Source organism: Vitiosangium sp. GDMCC 1.1324 (assembly GCF_003044305.1).
Classification (GTDB): Bacteria; Myxococcota; Myxococcia; order Myxococcales; family Myxococcaceae; genus Archangium.
This window is the reverse complement of sequence record NZ_PZOX01000034.1, coordinates 100,971-117,458: the sequence shown is the minus strand read 5'-3', so window position 1 is coordinate 117,458 and position 16,488 is coordinate 100,971. Positions and strand designations below refer to the sequence as shown.

The window sequence follows — 16,488 nt, the reverse complement described above, 5'->3', positions numbered from 1 at the left end:
GCCTGGGCGAAAGCGGTGGTCCTGGTGGCCAGGGTGGGCGAGGCGGTGATGGAGGAACCGGGGGTCCCGGCGGAGGTGGCGGTGGCGGACCTTCCGTTGGGATCTACTGCTCCGGCGCGTCGACGGTCGTTCACGACGGCGGCATCACCTTCGTCGCTGGTACACCGGGCTCGCCCGCGGACAACGGGCTCGCTGGTCAGGGCGGGGCGGCATACCAGTGCACGGGTTACCCCTGAGCTGAGGGCGATGCTTCGGCACCCCGTCCCATTCCCGATGGGACGGGGGTGGTTCGCGTTCAGCGCTCGCCCGTCTTCATTCGGACCGGTACGCCCTGTCAGATGCGGGGCGTACCGGTCGCCGGCTCGAGGCTAGAGAGTGACCTCGAGGGTGCTATTCGCGCGGGTGTTGTTGTCCTCGCGCAGCTCCTGCTCCGCGCGGGGCGCGTCGATGATGGCTCCCAGGTGGAACGTCCCGGAGCCCTTCGGCGCCGCCGGCGGCAGCCAGGCAGTGGCGGGCACGGCCAGCGTCACGCATTGGCCGGCCGGCAGGGGATCCACGCCGAAGCTTCCGACCTTGAGCTGATCGTTGGCCGGAGGCTCGCCGGGAGTGAAGAACGAGAGGTCGGCGTCCATCGAGAGGAGCACTTCCAGCCAGGTCTGGCCCAGCGTGGGCGCCGTGCCCTGGTTGCACACCTTCACGTTGGCCGTGAAGCTCTGCCCGTTGTGCACGCTGGCCGGACCACTCACCTCGCTCACCACGAGGTCGGCCCGGTGGCCCACGCCCATCGGATCGCTCACGCGGACGTTGTTGTCCTCACGCAGCTCCTGCTCCATCCAGGTGGTGTCGACCGCGGCGGCCAGGTAGTACGCGCCGTCTCCCTGCGCCGCGGGAGGCAGCCAGGCATTGGCGGGCACGCTCTTCGTCACGCACTGCCCCGGGGACAGGGGTTGATTCAGCTCCACGGATCCGATGAGCGTCTGGTCCATGGCCATGCCCGGAGGCATCGGGTAGGGCGAGTCTGGAGACGGCAGCGACAACTCGGTATCCGTGGACAGGTACAGCTCCACGCGAGGTCCGCTGGCGTAGCCGCTGGTGGGAGTGGTGCCCTGGTTGCACACCTTCACGGTGGCCGTGAAGCTCTGCCCGTTCTCCACGCTGGGGGGGCCGCCCACCTCGCTCACCACGAGGTCGGCCCGGTGGCCCACGCCGATCAGACCGCCCACTTGGGCGTTGTTGTCCTCACGCAATTCCTGCTCCGCCTGATTCGTGTCGACCGCGGCGGCCAGATAGTACGCGCCATCTCCGTGAGCCTCCGGGGGCAGCCAGGTATTGGCGAGCACGTCCTTGGTCACGCATTGCGACGGGCTCAGGGGCTGGTCCAACTCCACGGAGCCGATGAGCGTCTGGTCCATGGCCATGCCCGGAGGCGGGTAGGGCGAGCCCGAGGTCGGCAGCGTCAGCTCGGTGTCGGTGGACAGGTACAGGTCCACGCGAGGCCTGGAGTAGGAGCCGCTGGTGGGAGTGGTGCCCTGGTTGCACACCTTCACGGTGGCCGTGAAGCTCTGCCCGTTGCTCACGCTGGCCGGACTATTCACCTCGCTCACCACGAGGTCGGACCGGTTGCCCACGCCCATCAGGTTGCCTACGCGGACGTTGTTATCCTCGCGCAACTCCTGCTCCATCCAGGTGGTATCGACGGCGGCGGCCAGATAGTACGCGCCGTCACCCTGGGCCTGTGGCGGCAGCCAGGCATTGGCGGGCACGTCCTTGGTCACGCATTGAGACGGGCTCAGGGGCTGGTCCAACTCCACGGAGCCAATGAGTGTCTGGTCCATGGCCATGCCAGGAGGCGGGTAGGGCGAGCCCTGAGAGGGCAGCGTCAGCTCGGTGTCGGTGGACAGGTACAGCTCCACGCGAGGCCTGGAGTAGGAGCCGCTGCTGGTGGGAGTAGTGCCCTGGTTGCACACCTTCACGGTGGCCGTGAAGCTCTGCCCGTTGCTCACGCTGGCCGGACTATTCACCTCGCTCACCACGAGGTCGGACCGGTTGCCCACGCCCATCAGGTTGCCTACGCGGACGTTGTTATCCTCGCGCAACTCCTGCTCCATCCAGGTGGTATCGACGGCGGCGGCCAGATAGTACGCGCCGTCACCCTGGGCCTGTGGCGGCAGCCAGGCATTGGCGGGCACGCTCTTCGTCACGCATTGCGACGGGTACAGGGGCTGGTCCAGATCCACGGAGCCGATGAGCATCTGGTCCATGGCCATGCCCGGAGGCGGGTAGGGCGACCCCGGAGAGGGTAGCGTCAGCTCGGTGTCGGTGGACAGGTAGAGTTCCACGCGAGGCTTGGAGTAGTAGCCGCCGCTGGTGGGCATGGTGCCCTGGTTGCACACCTTCACGGTGGCCGTGAAGCCCTGGCCGTTGCCCACGCTGGCCGGGCCGCTCACCTCGTTCACCACGAGATCGGCCCGGTTGCCCACGCCCAGCAGGCTGCCCACGCGCGCGTTGTTGTCCTCACGCAACTCCTGCTCCACCTGATTCGTATCGACGGCGGCGGCCAGGTAATACGCGCCGTCTCCCTGCGCCGCGGGGGGCAGCCAGGCATTGGCGGGCACGCTCTTCGTCACGCACTGCGACGGGGACAGGGGCTGGCCCAGCTCCACATACCCGATGGACACCTGCTCCGCCGGCATGCCTGGAGGCGGGTAGGGCGTACCCGGAGACGGCATCGAGAACGTAGCGTTCGTGGACAGGAACAGCTCCACGCGAGGCGTGGAGGAGTAGCTGCTGGTGGGCGAGGTGCCCTGGTTGCACACCTTCACCGAAGCCGTGAAGCTTTGATTGGTGTTCACGCTGGCCGGGCCGCTCACCTCCGTCACCACGAGGTCGGACCGGCTGCCCACGCCCATCAAGCCGCCTACGCGGATGTTGTTGTCCTCGCGCAGCTCCTGCTCCGCCTGATTCGTGTCGACGGCGGCGGCCAGATAGTACGCCCCATCACCCTGGGCCTGTGGCGGCAACCAGGCATTGACGGGCACGCTCTTCGTCACGCACTGCGACGGGTACAGGGGCTGGTTCAACTCCACGGAGCCGATGAGCATCTGGTCCATGGCCATGCCCGGAGGCGGGTAGGGCGAGCCCGGGGTCGGCAGCGTCAGCTCTGTGTCGGTGGACAGGAACACCTCCACCTGAGGCCTGGAGTAGTAGCTGCTGGTGGGCGAGGGGCCCTGGTTGCACACCTTCACGGTGGCCGTGAAGCTCTGGCCGTTGCCCACGCTGGCCGGGCCGCTCACCTCGCTCACCACGAGGTCGGCCCGGTTGCCTACGCCCAGCAGGCCGCCCACACGGACGTTGTTGTCCTCACGCAACTCCTGCTCCACCCAGGTGGTGTCGACGGCGGCGGCCAGATAGTACGCACCATCTCCCTGCGCCGCGGGGGGCAGCCAGGCATTGGCGGGCACGCTCTTCGTCACGCATTGCGACGGGCTCAGGGGCTGGTCCAACTCCACGGAGCCGATGAGCGTCTGGTCCATGGCCATGCCCGGAGGCGGGTAGGGCGCACCCGGAGAGGGCAGCGTCAGCTCGGTGTCGGTGGACAGGTAGAGCTCCACGCGAGGCTTGGAGTAGGAGCCGCCGCTGGTGGGCGAGGTGCCCTGGTTGCACACCTTCACGGTGGCCGTGAAGCTTTGCCCGTTGCCCACACTGGCCGGACCACTCACCTCGCTCACCACGAGGTCGGCCCGGTTGCCCACGCCCATCAGGCCACTCACGTGGATGTTGTTGTCCTCGCGCAGCTCCTGCTCCACCTGATTCGTATCGACGGCGGCGGCCAGGTAGTACGCGCCGTCACCCTGCGCCGCGGGTGGCAGCCAGGCATTGGCGGACACGTCCCTCGTCACGCACTGCGACGGGTACAGGGTCTGGTCCAGCTCCACATACCCGATGGACACCTGCTCCGCCGGCCCGCTTGGAGGCGGGTAGGGCGTACCCGGAGACGGCATCGAGAACGTAGCGTTCGTGGACAGGAACAGCTCCACGCGAGGCCTGGAGTAGGAGCCGCCACTGGTGGGCGAGGTGCCCTGGTTGCACACCTTCACCGAGCCCGTGAAGCTCTGTCCATTCCACACGCTGGCCGGCCCGCGCACCTCGGTCACCACGAGGTCGGCCCGGTAGCCCACGCCCATCAAGCCGCCCACGCGGGTGTTGTTGTCCTCGCGCAGCTCCTGCTCCACCCAGGTGGTGTCGACGGCGGCGGCCAGGTAGTACGCACCATCTCCCTGGGCCTCGGGGGGCAGCCAGGCATTGACGGGCACGCTCTTCGTCACGCACTGCGACGGGTACAGGGGCTGGTCCAACGCCACGTACCCGATGGACACCTGCTCCGCCGGCACGCCCGGATACGGGTAGGGCGCACCCGGAGACGGCATCGAGAACGCGGCGTCCGTGGACAGGAACACCTCCACCTGGGGCCAGGAGTAGTAACTGTTGGTGGGCGAGGTGCCCTGGTTGCACACCTTCACGGTGGCCGTGAAGCTCTGGCCGTTCTGCACGCTGGCCGGGCCGCTCACCTCGCTCACCACGAGGTCGGCCCGGTAGCCCACGCCCAGCAGGCCGCCCACGCGGGTGTTGTTGTCCTCGCGCAGCTCCTGTTCCACCCGGTTCGTGTCGACGGCAGCCGCCAGGTAGTACGCGCCATCACCCATGGCCATGGGTGGCGGCCAGGCATTGGCGGGCACGCTCTTCGTCACGCACTGTCCCGGATACAGCGTCTGATCGAGCTCCATGTACCCGATGGAGATCGAGCTCGTGGGCCCCGGGTAGGGCATGCCCGGGGTCGGCATCGAGAACGTGGCGTCCATGGACAGGAACAGCTCCACGTTCGGCCTGGAGGAGTAGCTGTTGGTGGGGGCCGCTCCCTGATTGCACACCTTCACGGTGGCCGAGAAGCTCTGGCCGTTCTGCACGCTGGCGGGGCCGCTCACCTCACTCACCACGAGGTCGGCCTGGTAGCCCACGCCCAGCAGACCGCCCACGCGGACGTTGTTGTCCTCGCGCAGCTCCTGCTCCACCCAGGTGGTGTCGACCGCGGCGGCCAGGTAGTACGCATTGGTACCCTGGGGCTCGGTCGGCGGCCAGGCGTTGGCGGGCACGTCCTTCGTCACGCACTGCGACGGGTACAGGGGCTGGTCCAGCTCCACCCAGCCGATGAGCGACTGGTCCATGGTCATGCCCGGGGGCGGGTAGGGCGAGCCCGGAGAGGGCAGCATCAGCTCGGTGTCGGTGGACAGATACAGCTCCACGCGAGGCCTGGAGTAGGGGTTGCTGCTGGTGGGCGAGGAGCCCTGGTTGCACACCTTCACGGAGGCCGTGAAGAACTGGCCGTTGCCCACACTGGCCGGGGCGCTGACCTCGCTCACCACGAGATCGGACCGGTTGCCCACGCCCAGCAGACTGCCCACGCGGGTGTTGTTGTCCTCGCGCAGCTCCTGCTCCACCCAGGTGGTGTCGACGATGGCGGCCAGGTAGTACGCGCCATCTCCCTGCGCCGCCGAGGGCAGCCATGCCGTGGCGTACACGTTCTTCGTCACGCACTGGGCTGGGTACAGCGTCTGGTTCAGCTCCACGGAGCCGATGAACACCTGATCCGGAGCCGTCTGCATGCCCGGGTACGGCGTGCCTCCCGGGTACGGATGCGTCAGCTCGGTATCCATGGACAGGAACAGCTCCACGCGAGGCGTGGAGGAGTAGCTGCTGGTGGGCGAGGAGCCCTGGTTGCACACCTTCACGGTGGCCGTGAAGCTCTGGCCGTTGCCCACACTGGCCGGGCCGCTCACCTCCGTCACCACCAGGTCGGACCGGTAGCCCACGCCCAGCAGACCGCCCATGCGGACGTTGTTGTCCTCGCGCAGCTCCTGTTCCACCCAGGTGGTGTCCACTGCGGCCACCAGTTGGTAGGCGCCATCTCCCTGGGCCGAGGGGGGCAACCAGGCATTGGCGGGCACGTCCTTCGTCACGCACTGAGACGGGAACAGCGTCTGGTTCAGCTCCACCCAGCCGATGGACACCTGGTTCGCGGGCTGGCCCGGGTACGGCATGCCGGGAGACGGCATCGAGAACGTGCCATCCGCGGACAGGAACAGCTCCACGCGAGGCGTGCCGTAGTAGCTGTTGGTGGGCGAGGTGCCTTGGTTGCACACCTTCACGGAGGCCGTGAAGCTCTGGCTGTTGCCCACACTGGCCGGGGCGCTGACCTCGCTCACCACGAGATCGGACCGGTTGCCCACGCCCATCAGGTTGCCCACGCGGGCGTTGTTGTCCTCGCGCAGCTCCTGCTCCACCCAGGTGGTGTCAACGGCAGCGGCCAGGTAGTAGGCGCCATCTCCCTGGGCCGTGGGGGGAAGCCAGGCATTGGCGGACACGTTCTTCGTCACGCATTGCCCCGGATACAGCTGCGGCCCCAGTTCCACGGACCCGATGGACACCTGGTCCGAGGCCATGCCCGGGTAGGGCATGCCCGGTTCCGGCAGCGTCAGCTCGGTGTCCGTGGACAGGAACAGCTCCACGCGAGGCATGCCGTTGTAGCCGCCGGTGGTGGGGGTCGCGCCCTGATTGCACACCTTCACGGAGGCCGTGAAGCTCTGGCCGTTGCCCACGCTGGCCGGGCCGCTCACCTCGCTCACCACCAGGTCGGACCGGTAGCCCACGCCCATCAGGCCACCCACGTAGGTGTTGTTGTCCTCGCGCAGCTCCTGCTCCATCCAGGTGGTGTCCACCGCGGCCGCCACGTAGAACGCCCCGTCAACCAGGGCCGCTGGGGGCAGCCAGGCATTGGCGTACACGTCCTTCGTCACGCATTGCGCCGGGTTCAGGGGCTGGTTCAGGTCCACGGACCCGATGAGCATCTGGTCCTTGGCTGGGCTCGGGTAGGGCATGCCCGGCTCCGGCAGCGTCAGCTCGGAGTCCATGGACAGGTACAGCTCCAGCCTCGGCGTGGAGGAGTAGCTGCTGGTGGGCGAGGTCCCCTGGTTGCATACCTTCACAGAGGCCGTGAAGTTCTGCCCGTTGCCCACGCTGGCTGGCCGGGAGATCTCGGTCACCACCAGGTCGGACCGGTAGCCCACGCCTAGCAGGCCGCCCACGCGGACGTTGTTGTCCTCGCGTAACTCCTGCTCCACCCAGGTGGTGTCGACGGCGGCGGCCAGGTAGTACGCCCCATCACCCTGCGCCGCTGCGGGCAGCCAAGCATTGGCGGGCACGTCCTTCGTCACGCACTGGCCTTCGTACAGCTTGTCCAGCTCCACCCATCCAATGGACACCTGGCTCGGGCCCGGGTAGGGCATTCCGGGAGACGGCAGCGTCAGCTCTGCCTGGGTCGACAGGAACAGCTCCAGCCTCGGCCTGGAGTAGTAGCTGGTGGTGGGGGTGGTGCCCTGGTTGCACACCTTCACGGTGGCCGTGAAGTTCTGTCCATTCCAGACGCTGGCCGGCCCGCGTACCTCGGTCACCACGAGGTCCGGCTGGTAGCCCATGCTCAGCAGCTCGCCCACGCGGACGTTGTTGTCCTCGCGCAACTCCTGCATCAACCCGGCCCTGTCGACGGTGGCCACCAGGTAGTAGGCACCGTTCTGCTGGGACTGGGGCGGCGGGTTGGCCGAGGCGTACAGGCTCTTCGTCACGCACTGTCCGGGATACAGGGGCTGGTCCAGCATCGCGGAGCCGATCGTCATCGCGTCCGCCGGGATCGAGGCCGTCGCGTCCGAGGCCAGGAACAGCTCCACCTGGGGGCTGGAGTAATAGCCCCCGGGGAAGGCGGGCTCGGTGCCCTGGTTGCACACCTTCACCGAGGCCGTGAAGCTCTGCCAGGGCCCCACACTGGCCGGGGCGCGCACCTCGCTCACCACGAGGTCGGGCTGGTTGCCCACGCCCATCAGGCCACTCACGCGGATGTTGTTGTCCTCGCGCAACTCCTGTTCCGCCCCGGCCGTGTCGACGGCGGCGATCAGGTAGTACGCGCCGTCTCCCTGCGCCGCGGGGGGCAACCAGGCATTGACGGGCACGCTCCTCGTCACGCACTGGCCTTCGTACAGCGTGTCCGCCAACTCCACCCACCCGATGGACACCTGATCCATCGGAATGACCGGGGAGGGCTGGCTCGGGTCCGGCAGGGTCAGCTCGGCATCCGTCGAGAGGAACAGCTCCACGCGAGCCCGGGTGTAATACGGGTAGTAGCTGCCGGTGGTGGGAGCGGTGCCCGGGTTGCACACCTTCACGGTGGCCGTGAAGCTCTGCCCATTCCTCACGCTGGCCGGGCTGCTCACCTCGCTCACCACGAGGTCCGCTCGATAACCCACGCCCAGCAAGCCACCCACGCGGACGTTGTTGTCCTCGTGCAGCTCCTGCTCCACGCCTGTCGTGTCGACGGCGGCGGCCAGGTAGTACGCCCCGTCACCCTGCGCCGCGGGGGGCAGCCAGGCATGGGCGGGCACGCTCTTCGTCACGCACTGGCCTTCGTACAGCGTGTCCAGCTCCACCCACCCGATGGACACCTGATCCTCCGGTGGGCTCGGAGGCGGCTGGCCCGGGTCCGGCAGGGTCAGCTCGGCATCCGTCGAGAGGAACAGCTCCAGCCTCGGCCGGTTGTAATAGCTGGTGGGGACGGTGCCCTGGTTGCACACCGTCACCGTCGCCGTGAAGTCCTGTCCGTTCCTCAGGCTCGCGGGGCCTCGCACCTGCGTCACCACCAGATCCGTTCCGGACTCCAGTGCCGCGGCGGTGCTTCGCGCGCCCTTCACGTCGGTGGTCGCGTCCTCGTGGCCGCAACCCGCCAATGCCAGCAGTCCCAAGACGAGGAAGCGCGTGGCTCCCCTCACCGAGTCTGCCCGTTCCATGAGTTCCCCCTGCATTCAGGTGGAGGGGCCCTCTCCGGAGCTCGGTTGCTCGGAGGGGCTCCATCCGTAGGAACTCAACAATACCCTGAAAACCGTATTAATGTAAAAGTGAAGCAATGTGAGACAGAGTGGGCTCAACGAGCCGTACGGGCGGCCCCGGACAACCCGTTACGGTTCTTCCGGGTGCCAGGACCTCGTACTCGCCGCGCCCTGCTCCCGGCGCCGCGAGGCACCGGAAAAACGACTGCCGCTTCAGGCTTCTTTCGCCATCCCGGCTGGCGTTGCCTCCTTGCTTCCGCTCAGCACCGAGCTGCCCGCGAACAGGCCCACGCCCATCAGCGCCAGCGTGGTCGCCTCCGCGTAGGCGCCCAGGACCGAGCCGAGCAACGTCATCACTCCCGCGCCCACCGAGAACATCGCGATCACCGCCCCCGCCGCCTTGCTCATAGCCGCCGTCCGCTCCTCGTCCGCCCCAGCCGTGTCCGCGTCTGGGGTCCACGCGCGATGATTTCAAACGGCGTGCCGCACGCGGCCCCGAGGGAATGGGAAAAACCCCGGGACGCCATGGGAAAGACATTTCCCTTGGTGAGGGTGCCAGGGGCCGTGGCCCGAGCCCGCCCTCGGGGGCAATGACGGAATTTTTTCCCGGACATCCAGCCCGGTTCCGACCGGCTGTAGCGCGTAACCCATGACGATCCGAGGACTTTGCCCGCGTGGGGCGTTTGGCACACGCGCTGCTATGGCCATCCGCGAACACGTGGCCCTGTCCTTTCACGGGGCCAGGGACTTTGGGGAGAGGCGAGCGATGGGAAAGACGAGCGCGAGTGGGTGGGTGGTGCTGGGTTTGCTCCTCCTGTCGGGATGCGCCCACCAGGCCACGGCGCGGGTGGACAATTCGGACCAGCCGTACCGGATCGGCCGGGAGGACGTCCTGGATGTGGCGGTGTGGCGCGACGCGGACCTGTCGCGCACGTTGCCGGTGCGGCCGGATGGTTTCATCTCGCTGCCCATGGTGGGCGAGGTGCGGGCAGAGGGCCGGACGCCCGTCGAGCTGTCCGATGAGATCCGCGAGGCGCTCAAGCCGTATGTGCAGGAGCCTCGGGTGACGGTGGTGGTGCGCGAGGTGAACAGCAGCCGCGTCTTCATCACCGGCGAGGTGGCCCACCCCGGCGCCTACCCGCTGCGCGGCCGGGTGTCCATCCTTCAGGCCATTGCCCTTGCGGGCGGCTTCACCGACTTCGCGGATAGAGACGGCATCGTCGTGCTGCGCCGCTCGGGGACGGACGGGAGCACCATTCCCGTGAGCTACAGCGATCTGGTGGGCGCGCCGGAGAAGAACGAGCCGCTGATGCTCCGGCCGGGGGACACCATCGTCGTGCCGTAGTGGGCAGTGGGCGCCTGGGGACGCGGGTCTGGGTTGGGGATGGAGGGTGCCGTGAGACATGCATCATGGAAGAGAGTGTTGGCGGCGGCGGTCGTGGGGACGTCTCCGGCGGTGCTCGCGGCCACGCAGGTGGAGCCGCGGGCCCGGCTCTCGCTCGAGGAGCGCTACGACGATGATTTCCGGCTGCACCCCGACGGCCAGGCCGGCGGGCAGTTGATGACGAAGCTGACGCCGCGGCTCGGGCTGGACGTGAAGGACGAGACGCTGACGCTGGAGAGCTTCTACGCGGCGGACTTCCTCGTGCGGCACGGCAGCGGCTCGATGTCGTTGGATCACCGGGCGGGGGCGTCGGTGCGCAAGCTGCTGTCGCGCCGCCTGCGGGTGGAGGTGTCCGGGAGCATCTACCGGGTGACGGATCCCTCCTCGCTGCCGCGGGAGAGCGTGGCGCGCTCCGCCGAGCCCGTCCTCTTTGGCCAGAGCCGGGTATACGTCACGGGGCGGGCGACCCGGCGGGTGGACGTGGGCGCGGGCTATGGCTTCGAGGGGGTGAGGGTGTTCTCGGTGGGCGGACGGGCCGCGGGCTTCGTCCACACCCCCTTCGTGGAGGCCTGGCTGCGCACCTCGCGGCGGTTGTCCCTGGGGCTGGAGTATCGCTACCAGGGCTTCCTGTTCGGGGAGAACTTCGAGCAGGCGCACGGCGTCTTCGCGGCCCTGCGCTACCGGCTGACGCGGCAGACCACCTTCACGCTGCACGGCGGCCCGGTGGCCTTCCAGGGCGAGGGAGGCACCTCGGGAGTGATTCCCCGGGTGCGGCTGGAGCTGCTGCACGAGGCCGTGCATTTCGATCTGGGCCTGGTGGCGGGACATGACCTGGTGGGCGCCAGTGGCTTCACCAACGCGCTGTGGGCGGACTTCGCGGGCCTGGTGGTCAACCGTCACTTCAGCCACCGGGTGTTGCTCTATGGCGTCGCCAGCTTCTTCCGCAACGGGCGCGCTCCAGGGGATGGCCTCTTCACCTGGGGGAGCAACCCGCAGGTGGCCCAGGGCTACGCGCTGGGCGCGGGGCTCGAGTTCAAGGTGAGTCGGAATGTGTCGATGCAGGCGGCCGTGGATCGCATCGCACAGGTGGGGATGGGGGAGACCGCGGCCGGAGTGAATCTGACCCGGAATGTGGCGGCGATCCGCCTGCACATGACGGCCTGGTGAGACACATGGATGGAGGAGGAGAGCACATGGAGCGTGGGATGACGGCAGACCAGGTGCTGAAGGCACTGTGGCGCCGGAAGGTGCTGGTCGGAGCCATCGTGCTGGGAGCTTTCGCGGTGGGCGCCGCCATCGTGTTGAGCCAGCAGAGCGTGTACGAAGCGACGGCGGTGATGCGGGTGCAGCCGCAGCGCCCGACGGAGGAGATGGTGCAGCGCACCGTGAGCGAGCTGGTGGAACAGCGCCTGCTCACCGTGCGCCAGGAGTTGATGGCGCGCCCCGTCCTCCAGAAGGCCATCGAGGAGATGAACCTCTATCCGGACATCGTCTCCGAGCGGGGCATGGAGGCCGCCGTCAATCGCATGCGCAAGGACATCACCGTGCGCGTGGAAGGGGAGAGCGCCTTCGAGCTGACGTACGCGCATACGGATCCGAACGTGGCGGCCCAGGTGGCCAACCGGCTGCCGCAGCTCTTCGCCGAGCAGGCGCTCAAGACCCGCCAGGAGCAGGCGGTGCGCGCCACGAAGCTCTTCGAGGACGAGGTCACCTCGCTCTCCAAGAGCGTCACCGAGTGGGAGCGGAAGATCGCCCAGTTCAAGGTGGACCACATTGGCGAGCTGCCCGAGCAGCTGGAGATGAACATGCGCGGGCTGGAGCGCGTGGGGGCGCTGCTGCAGACGAAGTCCGAGGAGCTGCGCGTGGCCGAGGCTCGCCGCTCGGAGCTGGCACGGGCTCGCAACACCGCGGACAGCGAGGCCGGCCGGCTCGAGGCCGCCGAGCACACCCTCACCCAGGACCTGGTGGCCGCCCGCTCCTCGTGGACGGCGGATCACCCCGAGGTGAAGCGCCTCAACCAGGAGCTCACCGCCATGAGGGAGAAGCGCAAGGACGCCGAGGGCCGCCAGTGGGCCGAGCGCCAGGAGCGTGCCCGCGTGGCCGACCTCATCGTCTCCATCCAGAAGGAGATCGACGGTCTGCACCAGCAGGCCACGAGCTACCAGGAGCGGCTGGATCGCACCCCGAAGTGGGCCCACGAGCTGGGGGTGCTGCAGCGTGACTATGAGATTGCCCGCACCAAGTACCAGAGCGTGGTGTCCCGCCGGGTGGAGGCGGAGCTGGCTCAGGATCTCGAGGTGAAGAGCGCGGAGAGCCTCTTCCACACCGTGTCCCCGGCCGGGGTGCCGGTGGCGGCGGCGAGGCCGGATCGCATGAGCGGCCTGCTCATCGCCTTCCTGCTCTCCCTGGGCCTGGGCGCGCTCACCGGTGTGGTGCTGGAGATGCGCGATGACAGCATCCGCAACACCCAGGAGCTGCGCGAGCGCCTGCCTCTCCCCGTGCTGGCGGTGGTCCCGAACATGCAAGGCAAGGCGGAGAAGCGGGTGCTGATGCCCACCACGGCTGGCCGCAATGGAGTGGCGTCACCGTCGTCATCGGAATCGCCGCTGAACTAGGAGACTTCGGGTGCACAACGCGGAATCCGGGAGGAGCAAGATGGATCAGACGATGGAACGGGCGGGGAACTTCCTTCCTCGCGTGGATGACGCCGCGGGCTCGCCGAACGCGGTGGACAGGAGGGTGGTGTCGCTGACGGCACCGGCCTCGAGTGCGGCGGAGCAGTACCGCAGTCTCTACTACCGCCTGGAGCGGATGCGCGAGCTGCGTCCGCTCAAGGTGGTGGGGGTCACCTCGGCGCTGCCCGGCGAGGGCAAGACGGTGACCACGGTGAACCTGGCCCTGGCGGCGGCCCGGGCGAACATGGACAGGCGCATCCTCCTCATCGACGCGGATCTGCGCCGGGGTCAGGTGGCGGAGGTGCTCGGCATCAAGGGCCGGCCGGGCCTGGCGGAGCTGCTGGGCGGGGAGTGCGAGGTGCGCGACCTGGTGCGCCGCTTCCATGCCACGCGCATGGCCGTCATCACCGCGGGGGCCACGCCCGAGGAGCCCACCCAGGCCCTGGCCAGCGGGCGGATGAAGCAGTTCCTCAAGGTGGTGCGCGAGCACTTCGACGAGGTCTACCTGGACTTGCCGCCCACGTTGCCCTTCGCGGACTCGGCCATCCTGGGACACCAGACGGACGGTCTGCTCATGGTGGTGCGCGCCAGCGTCACCCCGGCCCGGGCGGTCAACCAGGCCGTGGAGCAGCTGGGAGGAGCCCCCGTCCTGGGCTGCGTGCTCAACGGGGCGGAGATGAGCGACACCCCCTACCTGAAGAACTACGTCCGGAAGTAGGGGGGCGGTAGCAACCCGGCCTCGCGAGAGGAGGCGCGTGGCCGGGTGCGGTGGCGGCACGAGGGCGCGGAGAGGCGGTCGGAGGGAGAGAGACGTGCTTCGGGTTTTTCATCATTACTTTTCATCCAGGAAGCTGACGCTCTTCATCATCGAGGGCGCCGCGATCGCCCTGGCGTGTCTGCTGGGCGCGGTGGGCTGCGCGCGGATGCTGGCGCCGGCGAATACCCATCTGCCGCTGGCGCAGTCGATGCCAGCACTGCTGCTCTTGGGGGGCACCTTCGTCCCGACGTTCCAGTTCTCGCTCTACCTGATGGACCTGTATGACTTGAGGGTGGCGGCGGAGGACCGGGGCCGGGGCGCTCGGCTTCTCAAGGCGGCGGGGGTGACGACGGCCTTCGTCGGGGTGTTGATGTTGGTGGCTCCGGCGGTGCTGCCCATCCGGTTGCCGCCCGGGGCGCTGCTGGGCGGGGCCGTGGGCGCCCTGGTGGGGACGCTGCTGGTGCGCTCCTCGCTGCGCGCGGTGGTGGGAGGCCCCAGCCGGGTCCTCATCGTGGGGGATGGGCTCAAGGCGCATGCGGTGGCCAAGTCCATCGAGCAGGGGGGCGAGGACAGCTTCCAGGTGGTCGCGCTGGTGGATCCCCGGGTGCCGAGGGCCGATGGTTCCCCTCCCGAGCCGGTGGACGTGCTGGCCGAGCGGCTCGGAGCCGGGTTCGTGGTGCAGGCCGCGGATGACATGCGCGGGGCGAACTGGATGGACGCGTTGCTGCGCTGCCGCCTGGCCGGACGCCGGGTGTACGAGGCCTCGGGCTTCTGCGAGCGCGTGCTGCGCCGGATTCCGGTGGCGCACCTGCGCACCAGTGACTTCGTCTTCGCGGACGAGCTGACGGTGTCTCGCTCGCGGGGGTGGACCAAGCGCGTCTTCGACATCCTCGTGGCCTCGGCGCTGCTGCTGTGCGCCGCGCCCTTCCTGCTGCTGGTGGTGCTGGCCATCAAGCTGGACTCGAAGGGGCCCATCTTCTACCGGCAGGAGCGCGTGGGGCTGAATGGGAAGACATACTGGCTGTGGAAGTTCCGCAGCATGCGCACGGACGCGGAGAAGGACGGGGCGGTGTGGGCGCGGACGAACGACGATCGCGTCACCCGGGTGGGCCGCTTCATCCGCAAGACGCGCATGGACGAGATTCCCCAGGTCTTCAACGTGCTGATGGGGGACATGAGCTTCGTGGGGCCCCGGCCGGAGCGCCCCGTCTTCGTCGAGCAGCTCAAACAGCAGATCCCCTTCTACGGGTTGCGCGAGGCGGTGAAGCCCGGCCTCACCGGCTGGGCGCAGATCCGCTACCCGTATGGGGCGTCGGTGGAGGACGCGCGCAACAAGCTGGAGTTCGACCTGTACTACGTGAAGAACGGTTCCCTGTTCCTGGACATGGGCATCATCTTCCACACCGTGCGGCACGTGCTGCTGGCGCGGGGCGCGCGGTAGGCCGGGACGGGTCCGTGGGGCTCGAGTAGTGACGCCGCCGGGAGGGCCCGGCGGTGGGGGTGGGGTGGCGTTGGAGGGGATGGGACATGCTCGAGACGGATGTGCCTCTCGACGAGGCGTGGGACGAGGATTCGCACGGGAAACGCCGGAGGGCCCAGCGCAACGAGCTGTTGCGATCGCTCGAGGTCCGGCCGACGCGCATCGTGGCCATGGGAGGCGGGACAGGGCTCCCCATGGTGCTGCGCGGCCTGGCCCGGCGCGCGGATCCGAAGCTCGGGGAGCCGGGCCTCGACATCACCGCCGTGGTGGCGATGAGCGATGACGGGGGCAGCTCCGGCCGGCTGCGGCGCACGCGCGGGGTGCTGCCTCCCGGGGACGTGCGCAACTGCCTGGTGGCCCTGGCGGGGGGGAAGAGCACCAGCCCGCTGAGCGAGGTCTTCCAGTACCGCTTCGCCGGGAAGCGGGGGCTGGCCGGCCATGCGGTGGGCAACCTGCTGATCGCCGCGCTCGCCGAGCTCAAGGGCGACTTCCTGGAGGCGGTGCGCGTCTCCGGGGAGCTGCTGGGGGTGAAGGGCCGGGTGCTGCCCAGCACCACCTCGCCGGTGCAGTTGGTGGCGCAGATGGAGGACTCCACGGAGGTGGTGGGCGAGAGCGCCATCTGCCGTGCCCATGGCCGCATCCGCAAGGTGCTGCTCAGTCCCCGCTCACCCCCTCCGGTGGACGGACTCATCGAGGCCATCCACACCGCGGACCTCATCGCCATCGGGCCGGGCTCGCTGTACTCGAGCCTGATGCCCAACCTGCTGGTGGAGGGGGTGGCCCAGGCGCTGTGCGAGACGCGGGCGCTGAAGGTGCTGGTGGCCAACCTGATGACGCAGCCGGGCGAGACGGATGGCATGGACTGCCTGGACCACGTGCGCGCCGTCATCGACCACGTGGGCCCGGTGCTGGACGCGGTGCTGATCAATGGCACCGTGCCTTCCGAGGAGTCCTCCCGCCTCTATTCGCTCAAGGGCTCGTACACCGTCCGGGTGGAGCGCCGCGCCCTCATCAGCGCGGGCGTCGTGCCGGTGGAGGCGGACCTCCTCAAGGAGGGCTCGCGGATCCGCCACGACAGCCGCAAGGTGGCCCGCTGCCTGCTGAAGATGGCACGCAGCGGGCTGTAGGCCACTCCTTCGAGGGGCGAGGAGGACTTCTCCTCCTCGAAACTGTCTCTTTCCGAAATACTCTCCCAAGGATGTCCGAGAGAGGCACTCGTGCTTCGCTATCCTGAGCCGCCAGACGCACAGTCCGACTGGGGGCAT

General features: G+C 68.6%; 8 protein-coding genes. 6 read left to right on the top strand and 2 right to left on the bottom strand.

Annotated features, from left to right (window positions below; translation table 11 throughout):
- Positions 1-368: 368 nt before the first annotated feature.
- On the bottom strand, positions 369-8,888 hold the full coding sequence (locus DAT35_RS59595) for a CARDB domain-containing protein (RefSeq protein ID WP_158502297.1): 8,520 nt from the start codon (positions 8,886-8,888) through the stop codon (positions 369-371).
- A gap of 252 nt (positions 8,889-9,140) precedes the next feature.
- A complete protein-coding gene (locus DAT35_RS53775) occupies positions 9,141-9,335 on the bottom strand; it encodes a hypothetical protein (protein WP_108077269.1) in 195 nt (64 codons plus the stop codon).
- Positions 9,336-9,693: 358 nt separating this feature from the next.
- On the opposite strand from DAT35_RS53775, the gene DAT35_RS53770 reads away from it, so the two are divergent.
- The 6 genes from DAT35_RS53770 (at position 9,694) to yvcK (ending at position 16,350) form a co-directional block, all read left to right on the top strand.
- A complete protein-coding gene (locus DAT35_RS53770) occupies positions 9,694-10,272 on the top strand; it encodes a polysaccharide biosynthesis/export family protein (protein WP_108077268.1) in 579 nt (192 codons plus the stop codon).
- A 51-nt stretch (positions 10,273-10,323) separates the two neighbouring features.
- Positions 10,324-11,478 carry a hypothetical protein gene (locus DAT35_RS53765; RefSeq protein WP_233262245.1) on the top strand — a complete coding sequence of 385 codons (1,155 nt, stop codon included), beginning with the start codon at positions 10,324-10,326 and terminating at the stop codon, positions 11,476-11,478.
- Between the two features lie 38 nt (positions 11,479-11,516).
- Entirely contained in the window at positions 11,517-12,926 is a 1,410-nt protein-coding gene (locus tag DAT35_RS53760; RefSeq protein WP_369946591.1) for a GumC family protein, read from the top strand.
- 40 nt (positions 12,927-12,966) lie between these two features.
- Positions 12,967-13,704: a CpsD/CapB family tyrosine-protein kinase gene (locus DAT35_RS53755; protein ID WP_108077292.1), complete on the top strand. Its 738-nt coding sequence runs from the start codon at positions 12,967-12,969 to the stop codon at positions 13,702-13,704.
- 94 nt (positions 13,705-13,798) lie between these two features.
- The gene (locus DAT35_RS53750; protein ID WP_108077265.1) at positions 13,799-15,184 is read left to right on the top strand and encodes a sugar transferase; all 1,386 of its coding nucleotides are present in this window, start codon (positions 13,799-13,801) and stop codon (positions 15,182-15,184) included.
- Between the two features lie 86 nt (positions 15,185-15,270).
- On the top strand, positions 15,271-16,350 hold the full coding sequence (yvcK, locus tag DAT35_RS53745) for a gluconeogenesis factor YvcK family protein (RefSeq protein WP_108077264.1): 1,080 nt from the start codon (positions 15,271-15,273) through the stop codon (positions 16,348-16,350).
- Positions 16,351-16,488: the final 138 nt, after the last annotated feature.